We start from the raw sequence: 22,326 nt of genomic DNA, 5'->3' as shown, positions 1-22,326 counted from the left end.
TTGATGATTAAAGGGACAACCAAACTATTAGGAATTGTTGGCTATCCTGTGGAACATTCTATGTCCCCAATTATGCACAACGCCGCGATCGCTCATCTCGGCGTTGATTATGTCTATGTACCCTTTCCAGTGGCTCCTGACCAGTTAGCATCAGCTTATCGAGGCTTTCAAGCTATCGGTGTTCAGGGATTTAATCTCACCATTCCCCACAAACAAGCCATTATTCCCCTACTAGATAATGTGTCTAAATTAGCCACAGCAGTAGGGGCAGTTAATACCGTTTGGTACAGTGATAAAGGTTGGAGTGGTACTAATACAGATGTAGCGGGTTTCTTGGCTCCTCTCAAGGATTTAAACTGCTGCAATTGGCATGAAAAAATCGCCGTAATTTTAGGTAATGGCGGCGCGTCTAGGGCCGTAGTCGCTGGTTGTGCTGAATTGGGAATGGCAGAAATTCATATCGTCGGCAGAAACCCCCAAAAGTTAGAAGAATTGAGGCAAAGTTGGCTACATTCTCCCCTTCCTATTAAGGTGAAGATTCATGATTGGCAGGAATTAAACCCCTTAATTAAACAAGCAGATTTATTGGTAAATACTACCCCGGTGGGAATGTCTCCCCATATCGATCGCTCTCCGGTAGATGCCGAAAATTTTGAGGGTTTAAAATCTGGGGCGATCGCCTACGATTTGATTTACACTCCCCGCCCTACCCGCTTTTTACAACTGGCTAAAAATCAAGGTGCTGTGGCGATCGATGGCTTAGAAATGCTGATTCAACAAGGAGCCGCCGCCCTGGAAATTTGGCTACAACAACCCATCCCGATCTCAGTAATGCGTCAATCTTTAATCATCGATAATTGAGCTATAATGGTAGGGGACGGGTCGGCTGTTAATTGTCAATTCCCCAGGACTGTTTTTGGGAACCCGCCCCTGGGGAATGGTGCATTAGTACCGACAGACTAAGACCCTAGCAAGTATTTTTAGGTACAATTTACATATTAAGCATCAATACCCTGGGGACGAAATTATGATAACCCTATATATTGTCTGTCTAACGGTGGGTGGAGTATGTGTCATATTAGCCGCTGTGGAGGGATTAGACGGTGTAGAGTTTGAGGGCGAATTTGATAGCGATGTAGAATTAGAACATCGCAGAGATGATACCGAAAACCAGCCCAGCCATAGATCCAAAAGAAAAACTCTCCGGTTAAGGCTGCCTTTTGGGAGTGTGCGCTTCTGGACTTTTGGGGTGTGCTTTTTTGGGTTGACCGGAACAATTATGTCAGTTTTGAACCCCGACTTAACCCCGGCTTTTGTGGCTACAGCAGCGATCGCTATTGGGGTGTCCTGCGGAACTGCTGTCGTGTGGGTCTTTGATATTCTGCGATCGCAACAAGCCAACAGTTTAGTTCAATCCCATGATTTCATTGGTCTATCCGCCATCGTGGAAATTCCCTTTAATAGAGACAGTCGTGGAAAAGTACGCCTCAGCGCCGGAGGGTCCGTGCTGTATTTGAGCGCAATTACTGAAGAAAATCAGGAATTTTCCCAGGGCGATCGCGTTTTTGTGGTAGGAATGGAGAAAAATAAACTTTTGGTGGTATCAGAAGCATCCTTCGGAGTCTCAGAAGCATAATCGACAAGTCCAACGTCAGGGTAAGCGGATAGGATGACCCGACATTTCACCTTTTAAATGTTTGCTCAAACCCTTTTGGGGGAAAAACTATGAATCAGAAATTTGTTGCATCTTTAGACACACAGAACCAAGAAATAGTCGTCTTGGTAGCCCAGGCACAAATTCCGACTCAAGGAAGAAACACAAATCAGCTAAGTGATCAGATTATAACTGCCCTACCCATAGCCCTATCAATTTTTGGAGTATTGGTTTTAATCTGGTTTCTCAATGTCTTTATGCAGATTTGCAAACCCAGTGAGGTCCTGATTTTGTCTGGTCGCAAACATCGTACCAAAGACGGACGGGAGGTAGGTTATCGGGTGATTTTTGGTGGACGGGCTATTTGTATTCCCATTCTGGAAACCGTCAAAACCATGGACTTGCGGACAATGCCAGTTCCCGTTGAAGTCAAAAACGCCTACTCCAAAGGGGGAACACCCCTAAATATTCAAGCGATCGCCAATGTGAAAATCTCCAACGATCCTGAAGTCGTCGGAAATGCGATCGAAAGATTTTTAGACCGCGATCGCTCCGAAATTGCCCGCGTTGCTCGCGAAACCCTAGAAGGAAACCTGCGGGGAGTTGTTAGCACCCTCACCCCCGAACAGCTTAACGAAGACCGCCTACGGTTCGCTGAACATATCGCTGAGGATGTTTCCAGGGATTTAGCCAGATTAGGATTACAATTAGACACCCTCAAAATTCAGAGTGTCTCTGATGATGTCGATTATCTTAACTCCATCGGTCGGCGCGAAATTGCTCTCATTGCCAGAGATGCCGAAATTGCCGAATCTAATGCTGTCGCTGAAGCTGAACAGGTAGAAGCCGACTGTCGCCGCCAATCGGAAGTCGCCCTAAGTCAAGCCAGAACCTTTGTCCAAAAGAAAGAAAACGAACTGCGGAAAATTCGCGCCGAACTTGAACAGCAAGCTAGGTCCGAAGAAGAACGCACCATCGCTGCTGGGAAAGAAGCCCGCGCTAGGGCTGAACAACTCCTGCAAACTGTCCGCGCTGAGTTGGAAAGGTTACGACTCGAAGCTGATACCGTCCTACCTGCGGACGCGGAACGACAAGCTAGGGAACTGCAAGCCAGAGGTAATGCGGCCGCTTTAGCGGAAAATGCCCGCGCGGCGGCGGAAGTAAACGACCTGATTAACGCAGTTTGGCAGGAAATGGGCGACGACGCATCGGAGCTGTTTTACTTACAACAAATCGAGATGGTATTGCGGGAAGCTGCCCAAATTCCCCGCCGGGTTGGTCTGGAATATGTCAATGTGATTGATAGTGGAGACGGAGAAGCGATCGCTGGTTTGGTTCGCGCCTATCCCGAAATTTTCCGTCAATTCCTCGAAAGTGTCGATCGCACTTTGGGAATTAATGTATCTAGGACTTTGGGGAAACATAACAACCAGACATTAAATAACAATCAGTAAATTTCATGGCAGCTCAACACAGGTATAGGAATTATGGAAATTATCATCGCTTTATTAGCAGCCCTAGGTTTAGGAACCGGAGCCACTGTATTTATTATCCGCAATCTCTACTATATTTGTCAGCCTAGCGAAGTGTTGATTTTTGCGGGTAGTCGTCGCTCAACAGAAAATGATCGCACTGTGGGATATCGCCTGGTGAAAGGTGGTAGCAGCATTCGCACACCCCTGTTAGAACAAGCCTTTCACATGGATTTAACCAATATGATTATTGAGTTAAAGGTGGCTAATGCTTACTCGAAAGGAGGCATTCCTTTACAGGTTGATGGGGTGGCGAATATTAAAATTGCTGGGGAAGAACCCACAATTCATAATGCGATCGAGCGTTTATTGGGGAAAACTCGCCAGGAAATTGAACGCATTGCTAAAGATACCCTGGAAGGAAACCTGCGCGGGGTCTTAGCAAGTCTTACCCCTGAACAGGTCAATGGGGATAAATTGGCTTTTGCTAAAAGTCTCCTCGAAGAAGCTGAAGATGATTTACAACAACTGGGGTTGATTTTGGATACTCTCCAAATTCAAAATATTTCCGATGAGGTGGGGTATCTTGACTCGATTGGACGACAACAACGGGCGGAATTGTTTAGAGATTCTCGTGTTGCTGAAGCACAAGCTAAGGCTGATGCTGCTATCCGTACTGCGGAAAATCATAAAATGACTCAGTTGAAAAAGTTGGAAACTGAGGTAGAGGTATCTAAGGCGGAAGCTGAACGCCGGGTGGCTGATGCTATGACTAAACGGGCGGCGGTGGTCGCAGAGTCGGAGTCGGAAACAGCCGCTGAGGTCGCTAGGACTCAGGCTGAGGTCTCTGTTCAAAAAGAAAGGATTAAGCAGGTAGAACAGCAACTACAAGCTGATGTGGTCGCACCAGCAGAAGCGGAATGTAAAAAGGCGATCGCTAGGGCGCGTGGGGATGCTGCCCAAATTATTGAAGATGGGAAAGCTCAAGCTGAAGGTACACGACGGCTGGCTGAGTCCTGGAAAGCAGCCGGTCCTAATGCTAGGGAAATTTTCCTTTATCAGAAGTTGGAAGTCTTACTAAAAACTATGGCTTCTACTGTTCCTGAAATTACTGTTGATAGTGCTACTATTGTTGATGCTAATAAGGGGAATACAGCTTCTAAAATGGCGGCGTTTTTGGAAGAGTTGCGCCAAACTACCGGTATTGATGTGGCGGCGGCTGTCCAAAATTGGGGCGGCGGTTCTTCTCAACCTCAACCTGCTTCAACAGCTAAAAATCTCAAATCTTCCCGCACTAATGGTCAAGCTGTACGCCGCACTAATGGCGCTGCACCTAAGCCAGAAGATACTACACAAAGCCTACAGACCGAGGTTAAACAACTACTTGATCATGTCGCACAAAATACTAAGAATAATGCTGAGGCTGAAGAGGCGATCGCTCAGGCTTTGCGACAGTATCCTAACTTCAAGCGTCGTTTACAGATGGTTTTCAAGTCTCAGGGAACTCAGGCGATCCGAAATATGTTTAATCACCCTACTATCTACATCCCTACCGCTATGCTGCAAATGTGGCTAGAACAGGATTAGATTCTATTCCCCCCTCTCCTCTAGGGTGGGGGATCTGTCTCTGGATCGGTCTATGCACAAAATGGCGTTTTTGTCAATAGGTCTAAAAATCGACCCCGCTTTCAACCCCAAAACTCGTGCATCGCCAGTTTTATTTTTTGCTCAGATAATAATTATAACCGCCACATAATCAGGGTTGTAGCCTTTATTTTGGCAAATAGACAAAGTAACCCCTTGGGTGCGATTTCCTAGAGCATAGCATAACCCCCATAATCTCGTCAACTTTTGGCGAGGTATTTGCCCTAAAATTGTATCAATTCTTAACAATATTTTAAAAATCAAATTTATCTAGCCGTATAAATTAGCAAAATTTATGTAATTTTCCGATTTGAGAACAATTAATAGAGGGTGTAGGTGTGGGGAGGTTTATATTCAAATTAATGTGATTGGATCTCATTTAACCTCTGACGTACTGCTTGCATATCCTGCCACATTAACCATTTAGGTTTACCAACATCTCGGGAGGAATTTCTGAGTAGGTATGCGGGGTGAAAAATCGGCATACATTGACGACCTTCCCACTGAAACCACTGACCGCGAATTTTAGTAATCGGGCGTTTATCTCCTAGAAGAGACTTAACTGCAGTCGCCCCCGTGAGGAGGATAATTTGAGGATTAATGAGGCGGATTTGTTCTAATAGATAAGGCTTACAGGCTTGGAGTTCTGAAGCGGTTGGGGTGCGATTTTCCGGGGGACGACAGCGGATAGCATTAGAAATATAAACTTCGGTATCTGTACTAAGTCCTACGGAGTCTAAAATCTTATCAAGAAGCTGTCCAGATCTACCCACAAAAGGAAGACCTTGTTCATCTTCATGTTGTCCTGGTGCTTCTCCGATAATCATAATGGGGGCGGTGGGGTTACCACGACCAATCACAGCATGAGTGCGGTTTTTTCCAAGTTGACAGCGCGAGCACCTATTACAATGATCAGCAATTTGTGCAAGAGTTTGATAGGTTCCCGGCGGTATGGGAGTATGAGCATTTTTGGGAATTTCTTCTAGGTCAAAATCTACGGACTCAGGGTCTTGATTAAGACTAGGAATATCGAAAAGGCTGAGTTGTTGGTCTTGGTTAGACATGAATTTCTAAGTAAAAGTTCAAATCCTGGTATATGCTGAACTGGGATAGTTGCAACTATGAGCCACACCAGTCATTATATATCTAACGGGACTGCTAAGGATGAACCGATTATGTTCCCTAACCCACTATTTCGCGATCGCACTCATGCCGGGGAGGAACTAGCTCAGGTAGTTATTGATAAGATTACCACCGACTCCCCTGGGGCTATGAGTCCGTTGGTGTATGCTTTACCGAGGGGGGGTTTACCCGTGGCTGAACCGATAGCCCGCCGTTTGGCTTGTCCCCTCAGTGTAATTGTGGCTAAAAAAATCACCCAGCCAGATAATCCCGAGTTAGCATTAGGGGCTGTTACTGCTGATGGTTATGTGATTTGGTCTAACCGTCGTCCTAGCCAGTTTTGGGAAAGCCATTCTATTCTGCGTGACGCACAAGAAAAAGCCTATAGTCAATGGCAGGAATTCGCCACCTATTGTCCTTCTAATTCGGTTAAGGATAATTTAATTATAGTAGTTGATGATGGTATTGCTACGGGTATGACTATGGTAGCGGCGATTAAGGCTTTGCGATCGCAAAAACCCGGCGCTATTTGGATTTGTGTTCCCCTCGCACCTATCGAGTTAGTCAATTCTTTACAACAGTTATGCGATCGACTAATTATCCTAGCCACACCAGAAGTTTTCCTGAGTGTTAGCCGTTTTTATCAGGAATTTGACCAGGTGGAAACTACTATAGCGATCGCCTGTCTCCAGCAGCAAACAGAATGGTTATCTTAGATTTTGATATGGGAGGCAATAATTATCATCATCTCAAAGTTTTTACCCAGCTACTTGATTAAATTAGTCTACCCTCATCTTGATAATTAATCAGATCATTTTCCTCAGTTTCCAGGTGAAACTCAATACGACTTTGTATAACTATTTCATCAATTACATCTGGTGCTTTTCCTTGTGTTAAAACTGCATCAAAACGGTGCATCAGTTCGGGGATATTGATGACTTCTTCTATAGACTCTAAATATCTTTGAACAATAGCTTTTATATGATATTTAGCTGTAGCTTGTTTCTTAACTTGATCTAAAACTTCCTCCGGTGGCTGTTCAGTTTTCACAACAAAGGTAATAGGGTATCTCTGTACTTTATCGATATCTAAGAAATATTTACCAGCATCAATAGTTTCTGTCACTTGGAAGAATTTACCTAGGGGTTTCATCACAAAATCTATACCACCATCATTCGCATTAGTTCTACCAGTTTTATACAAAATTAAGTATTCAGTATTTAGACTATTAGGAGACCCAGTAGATTTTTTGCTCTCCGTAATACTGTTTTAAAATCGCATAACTCACAATTTCAAACACTCTGGCATCTACATCCTTGTTTAACAAACTGCGAATAAACTCAATAGCTTGTAAAGGTTCTTGGTTATGAATCTCAATCATCTGTTTACAATAGATAATAAACTGATTAAAAGACTGTCTTCTGGCTATCACAAAAGCATCTATAATATCTATGATTGCCTCAGCAATGTTGATTTGATTACCATTGATAGAAACCTGAAGCAGATTTTCATTTATCCAGTATCTATTAGTTTTTGTATCTCTAATTACCGGTACATAAGATAAAGTGGGGAAGTATTTTTTAAACTCCTGATTTAGTCGATGATTCAGGGCATGATTTTGCAGTTTATTCCCAAAGGGAAGTTGTCTTTGTCTCTGTAAAAGATTAATAAACTGAGCCCCTTCATAATCATCATAGCCACCTCTAATGTGAAATTTATTATTGAGATAGTCTTCAACTAATACATAGATAGCATAGTGGTTAGCAAATCCAGCCCGTGATTTAGAACCTCGATTAGCAGCTTTGGTTTTAAGATTGAGATATTGCAATAACTCACTATTTATCAAAACTTGCTCTCCCTGATTGGGAAAATGAGAATTGAGAATTTCGATAATCTTTAGAGTGAATTCATGCTGTAGTATCGGCATCAAAAATACTGGGTTGAATGAATTAATTTTGGGGACAATTGGTATTTTTTTTAGTCTGATTTTTCGGTGGTGGCAGTAGCTTTTCTCCTTGGTATTCTTGCCATCCTAAAACCCGCCTTAGACCAATTTTAAGATATTCTTCTTGAGATTCTATACTCATAGAAATTCGTCCTAAGCGTTTAGCTACAGCCGCAGTGGTAAAAGTTCCAGCAAAGGGATCAAGTACCAAATCATGTGTGTTGGTACTTGCTAGAATAATTCTTTCTAACAATGATTCTGGTTTCTGTGCTGGATGATTTTCATATTCTGCCATGCGATACCTTACACGGGGAAAATACCAGACATTACCAGGCACTTTTTCACTGTTGTATTGAGTAGGTACTGGTTTTCTATAATCAATTAATTTACGTTGTGCGCCAGTCTTGGCTTCCACTTTAATATCGGCTGAATTGAAAATATAATTTTTCTGGTCTTTCACGCAATGAAGTATGGGTTCATACATAGACCCAAAATATTTCTTTGCTTGCACTCCAGAACTATCATAATGCCAGACAATACGACTAAGAATTGACATTTTTTTCCGCAAGTAAATATCAAAGTATGGCATAGATTGAGTGCTGGTCATTACATATAATGTTCCGTTAGGTTTCAATACCCTGACACATTCATCAAGCCATTGATATGACCAATTGATATAATCTTCTTCGGAATTCCATTGGTCATGAAACTTGGAAAATTTCTTCCCTATATTGTAGGGAGGATCTGCAAAAATCAGATTCACAGAATTAGCTGCAATTTGACTAGATAAAATCTGAATTGCATCTCCATGAAATATAGTATTTCTATCATCTTGATACCGTTGAAACATAAGGATATATCGCCTTTAAAATTAGCCGCCACCCGATATTTTAGCCAGACAAGTAATCAGTTCATCAATTTCTGATGGCTGAGTGAAATAATGAACGCAGGCGCGAATACAGTCGGGGTCGAGGATAGTTCGCACTAAAATATTTTCCGATTCTAAGGCTCTGACTATCTGTGGGTGGGGGAGACTTTGGGTAACTTTAAATGATACTAAACCCGATTCTGGTGGAGAAGTGCGTAAACAATCAATTTGGGGAAGTTCTGATAAACGTTCCCATAGGTATTGACTAAGATTACAAATTTGTTGATAACGTTCGGTGGCAGTTCCCCATTGGTTATGAATAGCGATCGCCTCTCGTAAACCCACCATCAAAGGATAAGCTGAGGTGGCTATTTCATAGCGTCTTCCGTCAGATTTCCAATTAGTCGGTGTTCCCCTTTCGTCAACTTCAATACCCCGCCACCCGATAAAAGTAGGACTCAGATCTGATACAGCATCAGGACTGACATATAAACCCCCTAAACCCTCTGGACCACATAACCATTTATGACCCGTAAAACCATAAAAATCTACTCCAGATTCCGCTAAATTTAACGGCAGAACCCCTACAGACTGCGCCGCATCCACCAATACCCTAACCCCTCCTGAAGCGGCTTTACAGGCTTGCATAATCGCGGTGAGAGGCAAAACCTGTCCTGTATTCCATAAGATATGACTAATTACTACCAGGCGAGTGTTGGATTTGATTCGAGATGCGATCGCCTCTACCGGATCACCCTCATTTAAAGTCTCTAACAGGGGACAGACAGATACCTCTATCTGAAACCGCCGCACCAATTCCCCCACCGTAGCCACTACCCCAGGGTGTTCACAATCCGAGATTAACAGATGATCTCCCCGTTGCCAATCAATCCCCCATAGGGCAATATTACAGCCTACGGTCACATCTTCCGTCAGGGTAATAGTTGCAGATTGTACCCCTAACTCAGAGGCGATCGCCTCCCGTGTTAAGCCTAACTCCTGCTGAACCCAGCTATTTACCTTTTGGGAAAAAGGACCACACTCCTGGACAAACTGATAGGATTTGATAATCTTATCCATCGAGACTTGTGGCAAGGGTCCCTGTCCCCCATAGTTAAAATATGCCTTATTCTCCAAAGCTGGAAAATGTTGTCGGTGGGTTTCTAATGACTTGTTCATGGGTATCAGATATCGCCTTATGATCCACTTTTACCACGAATTTTCAACAACTAACCCATCTACATCAGAATTGGTGCTACCATAGCCTATAATCATAAATTTACCTTGCCCATCCTCAACAATATTAATGCTGATCGAAGATCAACAGCTTTTATTTTACCAACGTTGCGATCGACGGGCCTTTTTAGATGTCTACGGCGATCGCACCCTGAAAGAACCCCCTAGCGACTTTCTCCTCAAATTGATAGCTGATAGCGTCACCTATCGAAAAACTATCATTGCCGATCGCATTTATTCACAGCCTAAATATCCCCCACAAGACTGGGAAGCCGGAATGCAAGCTACCCTAGAATTGATGCGGCAGGGAGTAGATTATATTTACCGTGGGGTGTTATTATATCATAGCCATTCCTCCGATTCTGCTTATGGCGATCGCTCCTTTTTTGACCAACTTCCTGAACAGGTAAGTTATCTCAGTCGCCCAGATTTGCTAGTCAAAAAACCTGGGGCTTCCCAGTTTGGTGATTGGCTGTATATTCCCCAAGATATCCGCCTAGGAAAACGTCCGAAACTTGATTATCAAATTGTAGCCGTATTTCATGGGGAAATATTGGCGGCGATTCAAGGGGTAATGCCAGAAGAAGTGGTGCTACTATTACGCGATCGCGGTGCTTATTCCGTAGACCTCAAACAGCGACTTCCTCAAATGCGGGAAATTGTCCAGGATTATCTGACTCTGATCCAAAACTCTCAGGAACCGGAGATTTTTATCAGTCGCCAAAAATGCAGCCTATGTCAATGGTATACTAACTGTCATGATATTGCTAAATCCCAAAAAAATCTCTGTTTATTACCAGGAATTACCCCCATTCGTCAAACTCGTCTTAATAGTTTAAATTTGACCAGTGTTGAGTCTCTAGCACAAACTCAACCCGAAATCCTCCAAACTTATCCAGAGTTTGATGATGGTGTCGCTGTACAAGTAATTAGGCAGGCTGAATCTGTCTGGAAAAATCAAGCTATTCTCAAGCAAGATATTGATGATATTACTAATATTAAATCATCGAAAAATGGCAGCAAGAAATATCTACCCGATCCCTTTTGGTTACAAGCACCTGTAGAACTATATTTTGATATTGAAGCACAGCCGGATCTCAACTTAGATTATCTTCATGGTGTGTTGGTAGTTGATAGGCGATCGCAAAGGGAAAAATTCTATCCCTTATTAGCCGAAACTACCGCCGATGAACAAATAGCCTGGGAGCATTTTTTAACCCTCGTGTGGCGATATCCCATTGCGCCAATTTTCCACTTTTGCGACTATGAAGCCAAAACTATTAGCCGTTTGGCTAAACTGTATCAGACTCCATCTTATTTGTGGCGACCTTTGATTAAACGCTTAGTTGATGTTCATTATCAAATTGTAGAAACCGTCACATTACCTGTGGAAAGCTACGCCTTAAAATCGATCGCACGCTGGATGGGTTTTGAGTGGCGAGATGCTAAGGCTAATGGCGCGCAATGTGTTTGTTGGTATGAGGAATGGTTAAAAACAGGCGATCGCAGTTTATTAGATGCGATCGTTCGTTATAATGAAGATGATTGTCGTGCTACCTATCACGTTAGACGGTGGTTAGCCGATTTTATCCACAGTCAATCTGTTGGCGCAGAAGTCAATTTTTTGTAGGTCAACTTTGTAATAGGTAAATAATGAGTCACTTGTTTAAATTTGAGGATGATTTTGTCTCTTCCCTACGCTGTATTCCTATGGCGGTTCGCTACAAACTCGATACCTGTGGGATTAAATTAAAACTAGCCCACTGGAATCAATTTCCCCTGTCGGTGCGTCAACAATTAATACAACACCCGACCGAAACCCAAAACGATATTAATACCTATCGTAATTTACTGCAAGATTTAGCGAGTAAATATACAGATATACCCCTAAAAGATTTGCCAGTTGATTCACAGCCACCTTGGTTAGATGCTACTCAGGTTCCGGAAATCGTCCAAAATAAAGCCGCCGAAACCAATTTACAAATTTCTGTAGAACAGTGGGAAAAACTCACACCTATCCAGCGTTTTGCATTGATTAAACTCAGTCGTTCTAACCATGAAAACGCCAACTTTATTCCAGCCATGAAAGAGTTTAACTTAACAGATGCGGGGTAGTTGTTCCCCACTGAGTAAGTCAATCATGCGAGTAGAGCCGATTTTACTTCGCATAGTCACTAATCCCCCAGCTTTGTCTTGAACTTGACCAATCACAGACGCTTGGGGATTTTTTGCAGTTAAAATTGAGCAGGTTTTTTCAACATCCTTAGCAGGTATAAAAGCCACAAAACGACCTTCATTCGCCACATAAATAGGGTCAAAACCCAGAATTTCACAGGCTCCTTGGACATCTTCCCGGATGGGTAGTTGATTCTCGTCTATTTCCATTTGTAAGTTACTGGCTGTCGCTATTTCATGTAAAGCACTAGCTAAACCACCTCTAGTTAAATCCCGCAAACAGTGAATTTCTACCCCCGCATTTAATAATTCTAAAACCAGGTCAGCCACTGGTGCAGAATCACTTTCAATTGTTGTTTCAAATTCCAACCCTTCACGCACTGCCATAATAGCAATACCATGACGACCTAAATCACCACTAACTAAGATAATATCACCTGGCTGGACAGACTCAGGACAAATCCTTAATTCATGTTCAATAATTCCAATTCCCGCTGTATTAATAAATATGCCATCTCCCTTGCCGCGATCTACTACTTTGGTGTCCCCGGTAACAATCTGAATATCAGCCCGTTTAGCTGCCATTTGCATCCTTTGAATGATTTGCCATAAAGTGGTCATGGGTAGTCCTTCTTCGAGGATAAATCCCACGCTAAGATATAAAGGACGCGCCCCCGCCATAGCTAAATCATTCACAGTTCCATAAATTGCCATTGAACCGATATCTCCCCCTGGAAAAAATAGGGGATTAACCACGTATGAATCTGTGGTCATGGCGATTTTTTTTCCGGTTAAAGTTAGGGTGGTGGCATCATGAGGACTATCTGATGATGTGCCGAATGCGGGACGAAACATTTGCTCAATTAATTGATTCATTAATCGTCCACCACCACCGTGGGCTAATAAAACTTGGGGATAGTTTTCAATGGGAATAGGACAGGTTAAATTAAAGTCGGGGTTGCTTTCCATGGGTTGATTAATTGGCTCAAATTTGCTGTTTCTCAGATGTTCTTGTATAATATACAATATCTTTGATAACTGTTAAAGACACTGTGGCTGATAAATTTTACAGCTATCCCCGATTTTGGATCTATACTATCACTTTATTTTTGGGCTATACTGTGGCTGGGTGGTTCCTGGCGGCGTTTCAGGTTCCCTGGTTGGTGTGGTTAATCACTTTCGCGGTTATCCTACATTTGGCTAAGGTCGGGGAAGAAGCTATTGTTTTGGCGAATGCTTGGCTAGTTTTGGTTATGTTTATTGGCACTATTCTCAAGACATGGCCAACGGTGTGGCTGCCAGATTTACCATTCCAAAATGCACCCCTTTGGGCGATGATTTTAATGGGATTATGGGCTTTTTCTATACTGCTAATTATGGCTTTAGCATGGGGTCGCACTATCCTATCTACGGTGGGTTTAAATGACGATCGCCTTTTTTATATACTGCTGGGTATCCCGGTGTTCGCTTTCCTGGTCGGTTCGGTAATTTTTCGCTTAGGTTGGATGATTTAATATGAATAGGAAATCTCAACAATATCAGAGAAATTTACCTCGGATTAAACCCCCAAATCCTGATGACTATTTACAAAAAATGAACCCCGAAGTCTTGGCAAGTTTTAACCCACAACAACTGGCGGAAATTCGCCAAACTTTAGATGCAGCTATACCCAAACCTTCCCCGAAAATTGTCGATCTGAGATTTACTGTCGATTTGATTATAGATCGGTTTTATGTGGTGGTTTTCGTGGGTAAAGAACGCCGACAAAAAAAGCGATCGCCTTTCTTTACTCAAGCTAATAAAATTGCTAATATCATAGCCGCTTCCTTATTGCTCATCGGCTTAAACCTGATGATTAGTGCTATCATATTTCTGGTGCTATATTTAATCAAATCAGCTTTAGGCATTGACTTATTTCCAGGGGAACACCTGATAGACATTTTACCTATCAATTAAAATTTTAATCCTCACTTTATAATTGGTCTGGTGCGTCAGTCATCAATTATCGGGTTTTTCTCCTGGTTTTCCCTGTCTGACGCACCCTACTATATAATTGGTCTAATAATCTAATACCTTTCCAAGTAATTCCCCCGTGGGGTAGGGCGGGTTTATTAATATCGTCGTGGGGAATTGAGAATTGACAGCAGAACCCGCCCCTACAATAATTAATTATTAATTATTAATTATTAATTAATTCTGATTGAGGGTGAGGGTAATATTTTAAGCTATTTCCGAACAAGTATTCTGGTGCGTCAGAAATAAATTATCGTGTTTTTCTGATGGTTTCTGGTGTCTGACGCACCCTACTGTAATAACTCGGTTTCTCCATGGTGACGGTAACGATAATAGGCGGCGCAAGCGCCTTCCGAAGAAACCATGGGCGCACCGAGAGGATGTTCTGGTTTACAGCGGCTTCCAAAGGCGGGACACTGATGGGGTTTTTTGATTCCCTGCATAATTTCACCGCTAATACATTCGCTATAATTATCCGGTTGTGGCGGTGACAAATTAAACCGATGTTCTGCGTCAAATTCCGCGTAGGGCGATCGCAACCCTAAACCACTTTCGGAAATTTCTCCTATGCCGCGCCATTGACGATTGACTACTTCAAATACTTGTGATATAATGGTTTTTGCCGTCTTATTTCCCTCTCTTTGTACCGAACGAGTGTATTGATTTTCTAATGTAGCTTGTCCCTCTTCTAGCTGTTTAATACATAGATAAATCCCCTGAAGAATATCCACAGGTTCAAAACCAGTCACAACAATGGGAATATTATATTTTTTTACAATCGGCTCATATTCAGTGTATCCCATCACTGTGCAAACATGACCAGCCGCTAAAAACCCCTGTACTCGACAGTTAGGACTAGATAAAATAGCCGCGATCGCCGGAGGAACCAACACATGAGAAACCAGCATCGAAAAATTCTCAATTGAGAGTTCTTTCGCTTGATAAACCGCCATAGCTGTAGCGGGTGCTGTAGTTTCAAAGCCGACCGCAAAAAATACCACCTGTTTGTCAGGGTTATTCTGAGCAATTTTTAAACTATCTAAAGGGGAATAAACGATGCGAATATCTCCCCCCATAGCCTTAACTGAAAGCAAGTCTTTTTCGGTTCCAGGGACTCGTAACATATCCCCAAAGGAACAGAGAATAGTATTAGGAAGGGTGGCTATTTCAACAGCGCGATCAATTAGTTGAATGGGAGTCACACAGACGGGACATCCAGGGCCATGAATTAAAGTAATTTGTTCAGGTAATAACTTGTCAATGCCATATTTAACAATGGAGTGGGTTTGTCCCCCACAAATTTCCATGATTGTCCAGGGTTGGCTAGTAATAGATGCGATCGCCTGAGCGTATTTTTGGGACAATTCCAAATCCCGATACTCATCCACAAATTTCATCTTGATATGTCCCCATAAGCTGCTGTGATGTTATTCAGCTTGACCATGATAGATGAAAGGTGGATCAGTTTTGGTAGTCAAAAAAACCGCCTCAACTAATAAGATCCTACCCTTCACCTAATTGTTGTCATTAACGGAATGGTGGAGAAAAGAGTAAACCCCCATTAGTCCATAGCTCATTTTCATTGCGAGGAAGATTAAACTGGGAACCTGCACCTAAATTGCGATCGTAAACTTCCGCGTAGTTTCCGACGTGCCTAATCACCCTAGCAGCAAAATCATTAGTTAAACCCATTCCTGTACCTAAATCCCCTTCCACCCCAAGAAAACGGCGAATGGTAGGATTCTCGCTAGTTTGGGCAATTTCTTCGACATTAGCTTGAGTAATTCCTAGTTCTTCGGCTTCAAACAAAGCAAATGTCACCCATTTGACGGTATCAAACCAAGCTGAGTCATTATTGAGGGTTACAGGTCCGAGGGGTTCCTTAGACATAGTAACATCCAGGATAATGTGATCATTGGGGTTGGGAAGAGTGCTGCGACGAGCCAGGAGTTGAGATTTATCAGAGGTCATACCTTCACAACGACCCTCAGCATAAGCCGCATAGGCGGGGTCAGCCTGTTGGAATGTGACGGTCTCAAAGGTGATACCCCGTTCGCGCATATTATCAGTAAGATTAAGTTCGGTGGTAGTTCCCGCTTCTACACAGACGGCGCGATCCTGAAAATCTTCTAAGCTGGTAATTCCACTATCTGCGCGAACCATCATACCCTGACCATCATAGAATGTGGTAGGGGCAAATTCCATCCCTACAGATGTATCACGGCTGAGAGTCCAGGTAGTATTGCGTGAAAGCATATCTACTTCCCCTGCTCTCATGGCTTCAAAACGTTCTGTGGAATCTAAGTTCCGATACTGAACTGCATTAGGGTCATCAAATAAGGCTGCTGCTACGGCTTTACAGACATCTACATCTAAGCCAGAGTATTCGCCACTCTGATCAACAAAACTGAAGCCAGGAATACCACCATCTACCCCACAAATGAGGAATCCTCGGTTTTTGACAACATTTAGGCGACTTTGACCGCTGCCTCCGGCGGCTGGTCCGTCAGAACCTGGAGATCCTCCGGGTTCACAAGCTGTGAGTGATAAGACTGACAAGCAACTTACCAATAATAGAAAACCCCGTTTACGCATAGTTTTTGAATTGTCTTTGAATCGGTTTACATATCGCCACTAAGCTACCCACTATTAAGGTTTGCACCTATGAGGGAGACTTAAGAGAATAGGGAGAGCCCAATTAATTTGCCATCCTACTACAGGACTACCTTACAACAGCCTGAGAAGGGAGTTGACAATTTTCATAAGCTTACCTTAACCTGGCGATATCGTTCGTGGACAATTTCAAGGGAGTTTGACATAAATTGGCTATGCGATCGCGATCTTCGGGGAAATTGGGGGGGGTAATATATAGAGCGATCGCACACCAGACTCCGTCCCTATTGAATATTAAGCCATTGATTCCCCAGACAGACGAGCCTCGGCTAGGTCACGAATTAGAGATATACGAGAGTTGATATACTCATCCAACATATCCCAATCATGACCATTGATGCTTGACTGACTCTTTAGGCGACCCATCAAGCACTGAACTAGGCTATCATCATCCAGACTTACTAGCTGTGAAGGTTGGGTATTTTCAACTAAAGACCAAAGTTGACGGAGCATTGTTGGAGTCATAAGACCTCCTTATGGTTTGTTCATTTTCTCCCCAAAGCCGGGAGTGGGTGAGCGTCTTAGATATGCAGCCTGTTCACACTAATCTTAAATTTGTGGTGGCCGCCTTTATTTTTTCTTTATAGTCTCAACCATAACTCAAATTCGCCTGATCAAACATCAAATTACACAAGATTTCACATGATTTACAAATCTCTTAACTAACTGAAGCATAACTTGACATAAAGGGTTAATTGTAATAATTTATACAAACTTATGGCAGATAATTCTCAGAGAGTCTTCTAGTGGTAGCTGATCTGCTCAGTTATGGAGGCTAATTATTGATAATTATTAATTACCCACCGCCACAGGGGATGAGTCGAACCCTGTTGGCGAATTTTGAGGACTTGTCTTTCTAGGCGTTGGCGATAACGAAGGGGGAAACCCATAAGAATGTTGCGACTTTGCCAAAGTAAGGTGCTGGTAGTCATGCCTAGACATATACCTAAACCGATCGCAGATAGGCGATTATGAAATAGGCCGTGGCGGACTGTAGCCCAGGTAAAATGTTCCATGAGTAGGGAAATGTCCGATCGCATTCCCCACAAACTCAGTGAGCCAATAACCAACCATAATAGGATAATCACCAGCCAGCGACTCCAAACTATCAACTCATGGAGTCGTTTCATTTGAGTTTTCAGGACTGGATCATCTAATGAGGGTTCAGGATAGGACATGGGACTGTAATTATTTATTTTTCCCTAGACACTGGCTGAGGTTCATCATTAGGGACGATGGTTGACTTAGACGCTTTGCGATCGCGCCACCAACCTAGAAGGGTACTAGCAATAAAAATACTAGAGTAGGAACCTGCAATAAAACCTATAATCAGGGTGAGGGCAAAATATTTGAGAGTTTCCCCGCCAAACAGGAAAATGCAAAACAGGGGTAGGATGGTGGTAACTGTGGTATTGATAGAGCGCGCCAAGGTTTGGTTAACGGCATTATCAACGACTTCCCCGGTAGAAGCATCAGGCATTTGTTTCAAGATTTCCCGGATGCGATCGTAAATTACCACGGTGTCATTAACAGAAAATCCGATAATTGTCAAGAGGGCTACTAAAAATAGGGTATCGGCTTCTAAGCCAAAAACCAGACCGAAAATGGAGAATACCCCCATAGTCAGAAAAACATCATGGAATAGGGCGACAAATGCAAATACTGCATAGTCAAACTGGAACCGGAAAGTTAGATAGACGGTAATTCCGGCGAAAGCGACGAGTAAGGCTTGGAGTCCAGAAATAAAGATTTGACGGCCGAGAGTTGGTCCCACGGTGTCGATTTGGGTAGCGAGGGGGTCAAAAACTCCGATCGCCTCTCGCAAGGCGGCTTCTAGCTGAGTTCGTTCATCAACATTGAGGTTTTTAGTGCGAACGGAAACAATTTGGCGATCGCGTTGAATGGGGTCTTTATCCAAAAGTTGAATGGAACTGCTACCCAAGTCCTGAGCCTGCAAAACTTCCCGCACCTGGTCAATCTCAATGGGGCCATCACAATTACCGGGAACAGTGCAATCAAGTTCCAACTGGAGGCGAGTTCCTCCCACAAAGTCTAGTCCGGGGCGTATGGGTGCGCCAATATCAGGATTAGTCCAGGAAATTAACATCCCCACTATTCCGGCGAGGATAACCGCCGCCGAAATCATCCACCAAAGCGATCGCCGTTTTGTCACACTAAAAGTCATAGTTTCAGATCAAGCCATAATTTAGGGGCAACACAAGAGTTGAGAAAACCATCAAACCTAATTAGTCTTAGGGAGATTTGGACAAAACAATTCAGGCTTGCGGAACTCAGGTAAACTAATCACGGTAAACATGAGAGTGCGGCTAAAGGTAACAGCGGTAAACATACTCACGGCCACCCCCAAACCGAGGGTAAGGGCAAATCCCTTCACCAGTCCAGTTCCCAGCCAGAACAGAGCGGCACAAGCAATACCAGTGGTAACATTTCCATCCAGGATACTGCCAAAAGCCCGATAAAAACCAGACTCGACGGAACGATAGAGGGTTTTTCCGGCTCGGAGTTCTTCCCGGGTGCGTTCAAAAATCAGGACGTTAGCATCAACAGCCATACCGATACTAAGGATAAACCCAGCAATTCCCGGTAGGGTAAGGGTAACTCCCAAGAGGGCAAAAATGGCTAGGGTAAATAGGGCGTAAACCACCAAAGCCACATCAGCGATCGCCCCTGGTAGGCGATAATAAGCCACCATAAAAATTAGCACCAAAATCAAGCCGCCACTGCCGGCATAAATACTGCGCTGAATGCTATCACGTCCCAGAGTTGCACCGACGGTGCGGTTTTCGACAATTTCCACCGGAACCGGAAGCGCTCCCCCTCGCAATTGTACGGCGAGATCATTAGCTTCGGCGGCGGTAAAATTGCCGGTAATTACGGCACTTCCCCCGGTAATTCCGGTATCGGCAAATTCCACGGAAACGGTGGGAGAACTTAACAGACTGTCATCTAAAAAGATGCCAATGGTGCGCCCTGTCCCGGCCAAATTTTTGGTAAGTTCAGCAAAATTTCTGCCGCCTTCACTATTAAACCGCAGGACAATTTCCCAACCATTCCCCCCTTGAGTGGGTTGGGGGAAGGCATCTTGTAGCTGCTGGCCGCGAATTATGGGTTCTTTATAGAATGAGGCGATCGCCTGATTACTTTCATCGAGTTGTTGGAGGAGTTGTTCGAGTCTATCATCGTCTCCGGTGGCGATCGCCTGTCTTAAATCAGCATCTAATGCTCGATTAACCTGTATTTCCGCAAAAAGCTCTCCCTCAGTCCCCGGTCTTTGCTCCCGGAAATCCAACTGAGCCGTCCCTCCCAAAACCCGTTCCGCTTGTTCTGGGTCACTGACACCGGGGAGTTGCACCAGAATCTGATCATCTCCTACAGTTTGCACCACAGCCTCAGAAACACCCAAACCGTTGACACGGTTTTCGATGACACTCTGAACCCCCTCCAAAACCCGCTCATCAATGCGTGGCACATCATCGGAGGTTTGCAACTGAATTGTGAGTTGAGAACCACCCCGCAAGTCTAGTCCCAGGCGAATAGGAACCCGGACCAAAATAATCAGGGAAGTGATGACCAGGAGTAAGATCAGGAAAAGGAGCGATCGCTGTTTTCGCATACTGAATTCAAAATCAGGGATAACGACTCATTTTATCATTAAAATCCGATCCCACGCCGAACTACCAGGAAAGCCATGGAACTTCACCCCAACTCAACCCAGAAGTCCAGACGCGGAACCCATTAAGCTATACCTGGTGGGATAACATCTTCTGAACCGCCTCCAGAACCTGTTCCGGCTGTACAATCGTCAACCTTTCCAACATCCCGTTATAGGGGGTAGGGATATCCTGGGAGGAAAGCCGCAACACAGGAGCATCAAGTTCATCAAAGAAATTATCATTAATCGAGGCGGTCAGTTCCGCCCCAATTCCCCCGGTTTTCATGCACTCTTCCACAATAATCACACGGTGAGTTTTCCGAATCGACTCGCCAATGGTATTCAGGTCTAAAGGCTTGAGGGAAATTAAATCAATCACCTCTGGGTCAAAACCCTGTTTCACCATAGCCGGAACCGCCTGCATCACATGATGGCGCATCCGAGAGTAGGTAAGAATCGTAACATCTTTACCCGATCGCACAATTTCCGCCTGGTCAATAGGAACCAAATATTCCTCTTCCGGTAGATCTTCCTTGAGGTTATACAGCAGGACGTGCTCAAAGAACAAAACCGGGTTATCATCCCGAATTGCCGATTTGAGTAGACCCTTAGCATTATAGGGCGTAGAACAGGCGACAATTTTTAGACCGGGAACCGCTTGGAAATAGGACTCTAGGCGTTGAGAGTGTTCGGCTCCCAATTGACGACCCACCCCGCCGGGTCCACGAATTACCAAAGGCATTTTAAAGTTACCCCCGGAAGTGTAGCGCAGCATTCCACCATTATTAGCAATTTGGTTGAAAGCCAGCAGCAGGAATCCCATGTTCATCCCTTCGATTATGGGTCGCAGTCCGGTCATAGCGGCACCAACTGCCATCCCTGTGAAACTATTTTCAGCAATGGGGGTATCGAGAACTCGCAGATCCCCATATTTCTTATGCAAGTCTTTGGTCACTTTGTAGGAACCACCATAGTGACCTACATCTTCCCCTAGAACCAATACAGCAGGATCGCGAGCCATTTCTTCGTCAGTGGCTTGACGCAGTGCATTAAAAAGTAGAGTCTGTGCCATGAAGATTATCCGAGTATAGTGGATTAATTATTTTAACCAGGGAAGGCGACACAAATATAGAGTAGGCGCGACTCTGTAGGGGCGGGTGCTAGAGTCGCCATGAGAAAAACCAGCCCACTAAAAGCGATCGCCCTAACCTAACCCTAAACCTAACCCACCATTCCCACCGCCAGTAGGGGCGGGTGCTAGAGCAGCCACGGGAGAAACCAGCCCACTAGCTGCACCCGCCCTAACCTAACCCTAACCCTAACCCACGATTCCCACCGCCAGTAGGGGCGGGTGCTAGAGCAGCCACGGGAGAAACCAGCCCACTAGCTGCACCCGCCCTAACCTAACCCTAAACCTAACCCACGATTCCCACGGCCAGTAGGGGCGGGTGCTAGAGCAGCCACGGGAGAAACCAGCCCACTAGCTGCACCCGCCCTAACCCACGATTCCCACCAGCCCACTGAAAGCGATCGCCCTAACCCACGATTCCCACCAGCCCACTGAAAGCGATCGCCCTAACCCACGATTCCCACCGCCAGTAGGGGCGGGTGCTAGAGCCGCCACGGGAGAAACCAGCCAACTAGCTGCACCCGCCCTAACCCACGATTCCCACCGCCAGTAGGGGCGGGTGCTAGAGCCGCCATTGTCCAAACCAGTCCACTGAAAGCGATCGCCCTAACCTAAACCTAACCGACGATTCCCACTTTAGTTGGGGTTATGGGGCGACTTAGGGGGGATATAGGCGCTTTGTGAGTTCGTCCCCGGTCAACTCAACGGGTAATAGTCGCCAG

General features: G+C 44.3%; 23 protein-coding genes. 9 read left to right on the top strand and 14 right to left on the bottom strand.

Features of this window, described 5'->3' with window-relative positions:
• Positions 1-3 precede the first annotated feature (3 nt).
• The 4 genes from NLZ44_RS22545 (at position 4) to NLZ44_RS22530 (ending at position 4,713) form a co-directional block, all read left to right on the top strand.
• Positions 4-861, top strand: coding sequence for a shikimate dehydrogenase (locus tag NLZ44_RS22545; protein WP_493751234.1), 858 nt, complete (start codon positions 4-6; stop codon positions 859-861).
• A 166-nt stretch (positions 862-1,027) separates the two neighbouring features.
• Entirely contained in the window at positions 1,028-1,636 is a 609-nt protein-coding gene (locus NLZ44_RS22540) for an NfeD family protein (RefSeq protein WP_493751233.1), read from the top strand.
• Positions 1,637-1,725: 89 nt separating this feature from the next.
• Positions 1,726-3,108, top strand: a complete 1,383-nt coding sequence (locus tag NLZ44_RS22535) for a flotillin family protein (RefSeq protein WP_493751232.1) — start codon at positions 1,726-1,728, stop codon at positions 3,106-3,108.
• Between the two features lie 33 nt (positions 3,109-3,141).
• A complete protein-coding gene (locus tag NLZ44_RS22530; protein WP_493751231.1) occupies positions 3,142-4,713 on the top strand; it encodes a flotillin family protein in 1,572 nt (523 codons plus the stop codon).
• A 416-nt stretch (positions 4,714-5,129) separates the two neighbouring features.
• Here NLZ44_RS22530 and NLZ44_RS22525 read toward each other — a convergent pair whose 3' ends face one another.
• Positions 5,130-5,834 carry a uracil-DNA glycosylase gene (locus NLZ44_RS22525; protein ID WP_006621922.1) on the bottom strand — a complete coding sequence of 235 codons (705 nt, stop codon included), beginning with the start codon at positions 5,832-5,834 and terminating at the stop codon, positions 5,130-5,132.
• Between the two features lie 57 nt (positions 5,835-5,891).
• Between NLZ44_RS22525 and NLZ44_RS22520 the strand changes: the two genes are divergently transcribed.
• Entirely contained in the window at positions 5,892-6,608 is a 717-nt protein-coding gene (locus NLZ44_RS22520; protein ID WP_006621921.1) for a phosphoribosyltransferase, read from the top strand.
• Positions 6,609-6,666: 58 nt separating this feature from the next.
• On the opposite strand, the gene NLZ44_RS22515 is transcribed toward NLZ44_RS22520, so the two are convergent.
• From NLZ44_RS22515 to NLZ44_RS22500, 4 genes are read right to left on the bottom strand one after another with little or no spacing between them, the layout of a single operon-like run.
• Positions 6,667-7,095 carry a type II restriction endonuclease gene (locus tag NLZ44_RS22515; protein ID WP_233497900.1) on the bottom strand — a complete coding sequence of 143 codons (429 nt, stop codon included), beginning with the start codon at positions 7,093-7,095 and terminating at the stop codon, positions 6,667-6,669.
• Positions 7,096-7,120: 25 nt separating this feature from the next.
• Positions 7,121-7,819 carry a hypothetical protein gene (locus tag NLZ44_RS22510; protein WP_493751230.1) on the bottom strand — a complete coding sequence of 233 codons (699 nt, stop codon included), beginning with the start codon at positions 7,817-7,819 and terminating at the stop codon, positions 7,121-7,123.
• A gap of 22 nt (positions 7,820-7,841) precedes the next feature.
• Complete coding sequence (gene yhdJ, locus NLZ44_RS22505) at positions 7,842-8,687, bottom strand: adenine-specific DNA-methyltransferase (protein WP_493751229.1); 846 nt, start codon at positions 8,685-8,687, stop codon at positions 7,842-7,844.
• Between the two features lie 21 nt (positions 8,688-8,708).
• Positions 8,709-9,884, bottom strand: coding sequence for an aminotransferase class V-fold PLP-dependent enzyme (locus NLZ44_RS22500; protein WP_193520473.1), 1,176 nt, complete (start codon positions 9,882-9,884; stop codon positions 8,709-8,711).
• A gap of 127 nt (positions 9,885-10,011) precedes the next feature.
• On the opposite strand from NLZ44_RS22500, the gene NLZ44_RS22495 reads away from it, so the two are divergent.
• On the top strand, positions 10,012-11,571 hold the full coding sequence (locus NLZ44_RS22495) for a TM0106 family RecB-like putative nuclease (RefSeq protein ID WP_493751228.1): 1,560 nt from the start codon (positions 10,012-10,014) through the stop codon (positions 11,569-11,571).
• 23 nt (positions 11,572-11,594) lie between these two features.
• Entirely contained in the window at positions 11,595-12,056 is a 462-nt protein-coding gene (locus NLZ44_RS22490; RefSeq protein ID WP_493751227.1) for a nitrate reductase associated protein, read from the top strand.
• Here NLZ44_RS22490 and hypE read toward each other — a convergent pair.
• A complete protein-coding gene (gene hypE / locus NLZ44_RS22485; protein WP_493753061.1) occupies positions 12,039-13,085 on the bottom strand; it encodes a hydrogenase expression/formation protein HypE in 1,047 nt (348 codons plus the stop codon). The two genes, NLZ44_RS22490 and hypE, sit on opposite strands and share 18 nt — an antisense overlap.
• Before the next feature lie 83 nt (positions 13,086-13,168).
• Here hypE and NLZ44_RS22480 point away from each other — a divergent pair, with 83 nt between their 5' ends.
• Together NLZ44_RS22480 and NLZ44_RS22475 are read left to right on the top strand one after the other, a co-directional pair.
• Positions 13,169-13,630 carry a hypothetical protein gene (locus NLZ44_RS22480; protein WP_493751226.1) on the top strand — a complete coding sequence of 154 codons (462 nt, stop codon included), beginning with the start codon at positions 13,169-13,171 and terminating at the stop codon, positions 13,628-13,630.
• A gap of 1 nt (position 13,631) precedes the next feature.
• Positions 13,632-14,072: a hypothetical protein gene (locus NLZ44_RS22475; protein WP_493751225.1), complete on the top strand. Its 441-nt coding sequence runs from the start codon at positions 13,632-13,634 to the stop codon at positions 14,070-14,072.
• A gap of 347 nt (positions 14,073-14,419) precedes the next feature.
• Here NLZ44_RS22475 and hypD read toward each other — a convergent pair whose 3' ends face one another.
• The 8 genes from hypD to NLZ44_RS22435 form a co-directional block, all read right to left on the bottom strand.
• Entirely contained in the window at positions 14,420-15,526 is a 1,107-nt protein-coding gene (hypD, locus tag NLZ44_RS22470; RefSeq protein WP_493751224.1) for a hydrogenase formation protein HypD, read from the bottom strand.
• A gap of 130 nt (positions 15,527-15,656) precedes the next feature.
• A complete protein-coding gene (locus NLZ44_RS22465; RefSeq protein WP_493751223.1) occupies positions 15,657-16,724 on the bottom strand; it encodes an amino acid ABC transporter substrate-binding protein in 1,068 nt (355 codons plus the stop codon).
• A 312-nt stretch (positions 16,725-17,036) separates the two neighbouring features.
• Positions 17,037-17,267 (bottom strand): hypothetical protein, encoded by a 231-nt coding sequence (locus NLZ44_RS22460; protein WP_111893180.1) that lies wholly within the window; start codon positions 17,265-17,267, stop codon positions 17,037-17,039.
• A 314-nt stretch (positions 17,268-17,581) separates the two neighbouring features.
• Positions 17,582-17,980, bottom strand: a complete 399-nt coding sequence (locus tag NLZ44_RS22455; RefSeq protein ID WP_111893182.1) for a hypothetical protein — start codon at positions 17,978-17,980, stop codon at positions 17,582-17,584.
• 14 nt (positions 17,981-17,994) lie between these two features.
• The gene (gene secF / locus NLZ44_RS22450; RefSeq protein WP_493751222.1) at positions 17,995-18,987 is read right to left on the bottom strand and encodes a protein translocase subunit SecF; all 993 of its coding nucleotides are present in this window, start codon (positions 18,985-18,987) and stop codon (positions 17,995-17,997) included.
• 57 nt (positions 18,988-19,044) lie between these two features.
• A complete protein-coding gene (gene secD, locus NLZ44_RS22445; RefSeq protein ID WP_493751221.1) occupies positions 19,045-20,436 on the bottom strand; it encodes a protein translocase subunit SecD in 1,392 nt (463 codons plus the stop codon).
• Between the two features lie 127 nt (positions 20,437-20,563).
• Positions 20,564-21,547, bottom strand: coding sequence for an alpha-ketoacid dehydrogenase subunit beta (locus tag NLZ44_RS22440; protein ID WP_006621902.1), 984 nt, complete (start codon positions 21,545-21,547; stop codon positions 20,564-20,566).
• Between the two features lie 423 nt (positions 21,548-21,970).
• On the bottom strand, positions 21,971-22,186 hold the full coding sequence (locus NLZ44_RS22435; protein WP_493751220.1) for a hypothetical protein: 216 nt from the start codon (positions 22,184-22,186) through the stop codon (positions 21,971-21,973).
• Positions 22,187-22,326 lie beyond the last annotated feature (140 nt).

The organism is Arthrospira sp. PCC 9901, assembly GCF_059013425.1.
The sequence above is the reverse complement of the archived record's forward strand: the minus strand, read 5'-3'. Positions and strand labels throughout refer to the sequence as shown.

Excerpts from the sequence above, each read along its gene's own strand:
- NLZ44_RS22545 (WP_493751234.1), top strand. The coding sequence starts at position 4 with ATGATTAAAGGGACAACCAAACTATTAGGAATTGTTGGCTATCCTGTG.
- NLZ44_RS22540 (WP_493751233.1), top strand. The coding sequence starts at position 1,028 with ATGATAACCCTATATATTGTCTGTCTAACGGTGGGTGGAGTATGTGTC.
- NLZ44_RS22535 (WP_493751232.1), top strand. The coding sequence starts at position 1,726 with ATGAATCAGAAATTTGTTGCATCTTTAGACACACAGAACCAAGAAATA.
- NLZ44_RS22530 (WP_493751231.1), top strand. The coding sequence starts at position 3,142 with ATGGAAATTATCATCGCTTTATTAGCAGCCCTAGGTTTAGGAACCGGA.
- NLZ44_RS22525 (WP_006621922.1), bottom strand. The coding sequence starts at position 5,834 with ATGTCTAACCAAGACCAACAACTCAGCCTTTTCGATATTCCTAGTCTT.
- NLZ44_RS22520 (WP_006621921.1), top strand. The coding sequence starts at position 5,892 with ATGAGCCACACCAGTCATTATATATCTAACGGGACTGCTAAGGATGAA.
- NLZ44_RS22510 (WP_493751230.1), bottom strand. The coding sequence starts at position 7,819 with ATGCCGATACTACAGCATGAATTCACTCTAAAGATTATCGAAATTCTC.
- yhdJ (WP_493751229.1), bottom strand. The coding sequence starts at position 8,687 with ATGTTTCAACGGTATCAAGATGATAGAAATACTATATTTCATGGAGAT.
- NLZ44_RS22500 (WP_193520473.1), bottom strand. The coding sequence starts at position 9,884 with ATGAACAAGTCATTAGAAACCCACCGACAACATTTTCCAGCTTTGGAG.
- NLZ44_RS22495 (WP_493751228.1), top strand. The coding sequence starts at position 10,012 with ATGCTGATCGAAGATCAACAGCTTTTATTTTACCAACGTTGCGATCGA.
- NLZ44_RS22490 (WP_493751227.1), top strand. The coding sequence starts at position 11,595 with ATGAGTCACTTGTTTAAATTTGAGGATGATTTTGTCTCTTCCCTACGC.
- hypE (WP_493753061.1), bottom strand. The coding sequence starts at position 13,085 with ATGGAAAGCAACCCCGACTTTAATTTAACCTGTCCTATTCCCATTGAA.
- NLZ44_RS22475 (WP_493751225.1), top strand. The coding sequence starts at position 13,632 with ATGAATAGGAAATCTCAACAATATCAGAGAAATTTACCTCGGATTAAA.
- hypD (WP_493751224.1), bottom strand. The coding sequence starts at position 15,526 with ATGAAATTTGTGGATGAGTATCGGGATTTGGAATTGTCCCAAAAATAC.
- NLZ44_RS22465 (WP_493751223.1), bottom strand. The coding sequence starts at position 16,724 with ATGCGTAAACGGGGTTTTCTATTATTGGTAAGTTGCTTGTCAGTCTTA.
- NLZ44_RS22460 (WP_111893180.1), bottom strand. The coding sequence starts at position 17,267 with ATGACTCCAACAATGCTCCGTCAACTTTGGTCTTTAGTTGAAAATACC.
- NLZ44_RS22455 (WP_111893182.1), bottom strand. The coding sequence starts at position 17,980 with ATGTCCTATCCTGAACCCTCATTAGATGATCCAGTCCTGAAAACTCAA.
- secF (WP_493751222.1), bottom strand. The coding sequence starts at position 18,987 with ATGACTTTTAGTGTGACAAAACGGCGATCGCTTTGGTGGATGATTTCG.
- secD (WP_493751221.1), bottom strand. The coding sequence starts at position 20,436 with ATGCGAAAACAGCGATCGCTCCTTTTCCTGATCTTACTCCTGGTCATC.
- NLZ44_RS22440 (WP_006621902.1), bottom strand. The coding sequence starts at position 21,547 with ATGGCACAGACTCTACTTTTTAATGCACTGCGTCAAGCCACTGACGAA.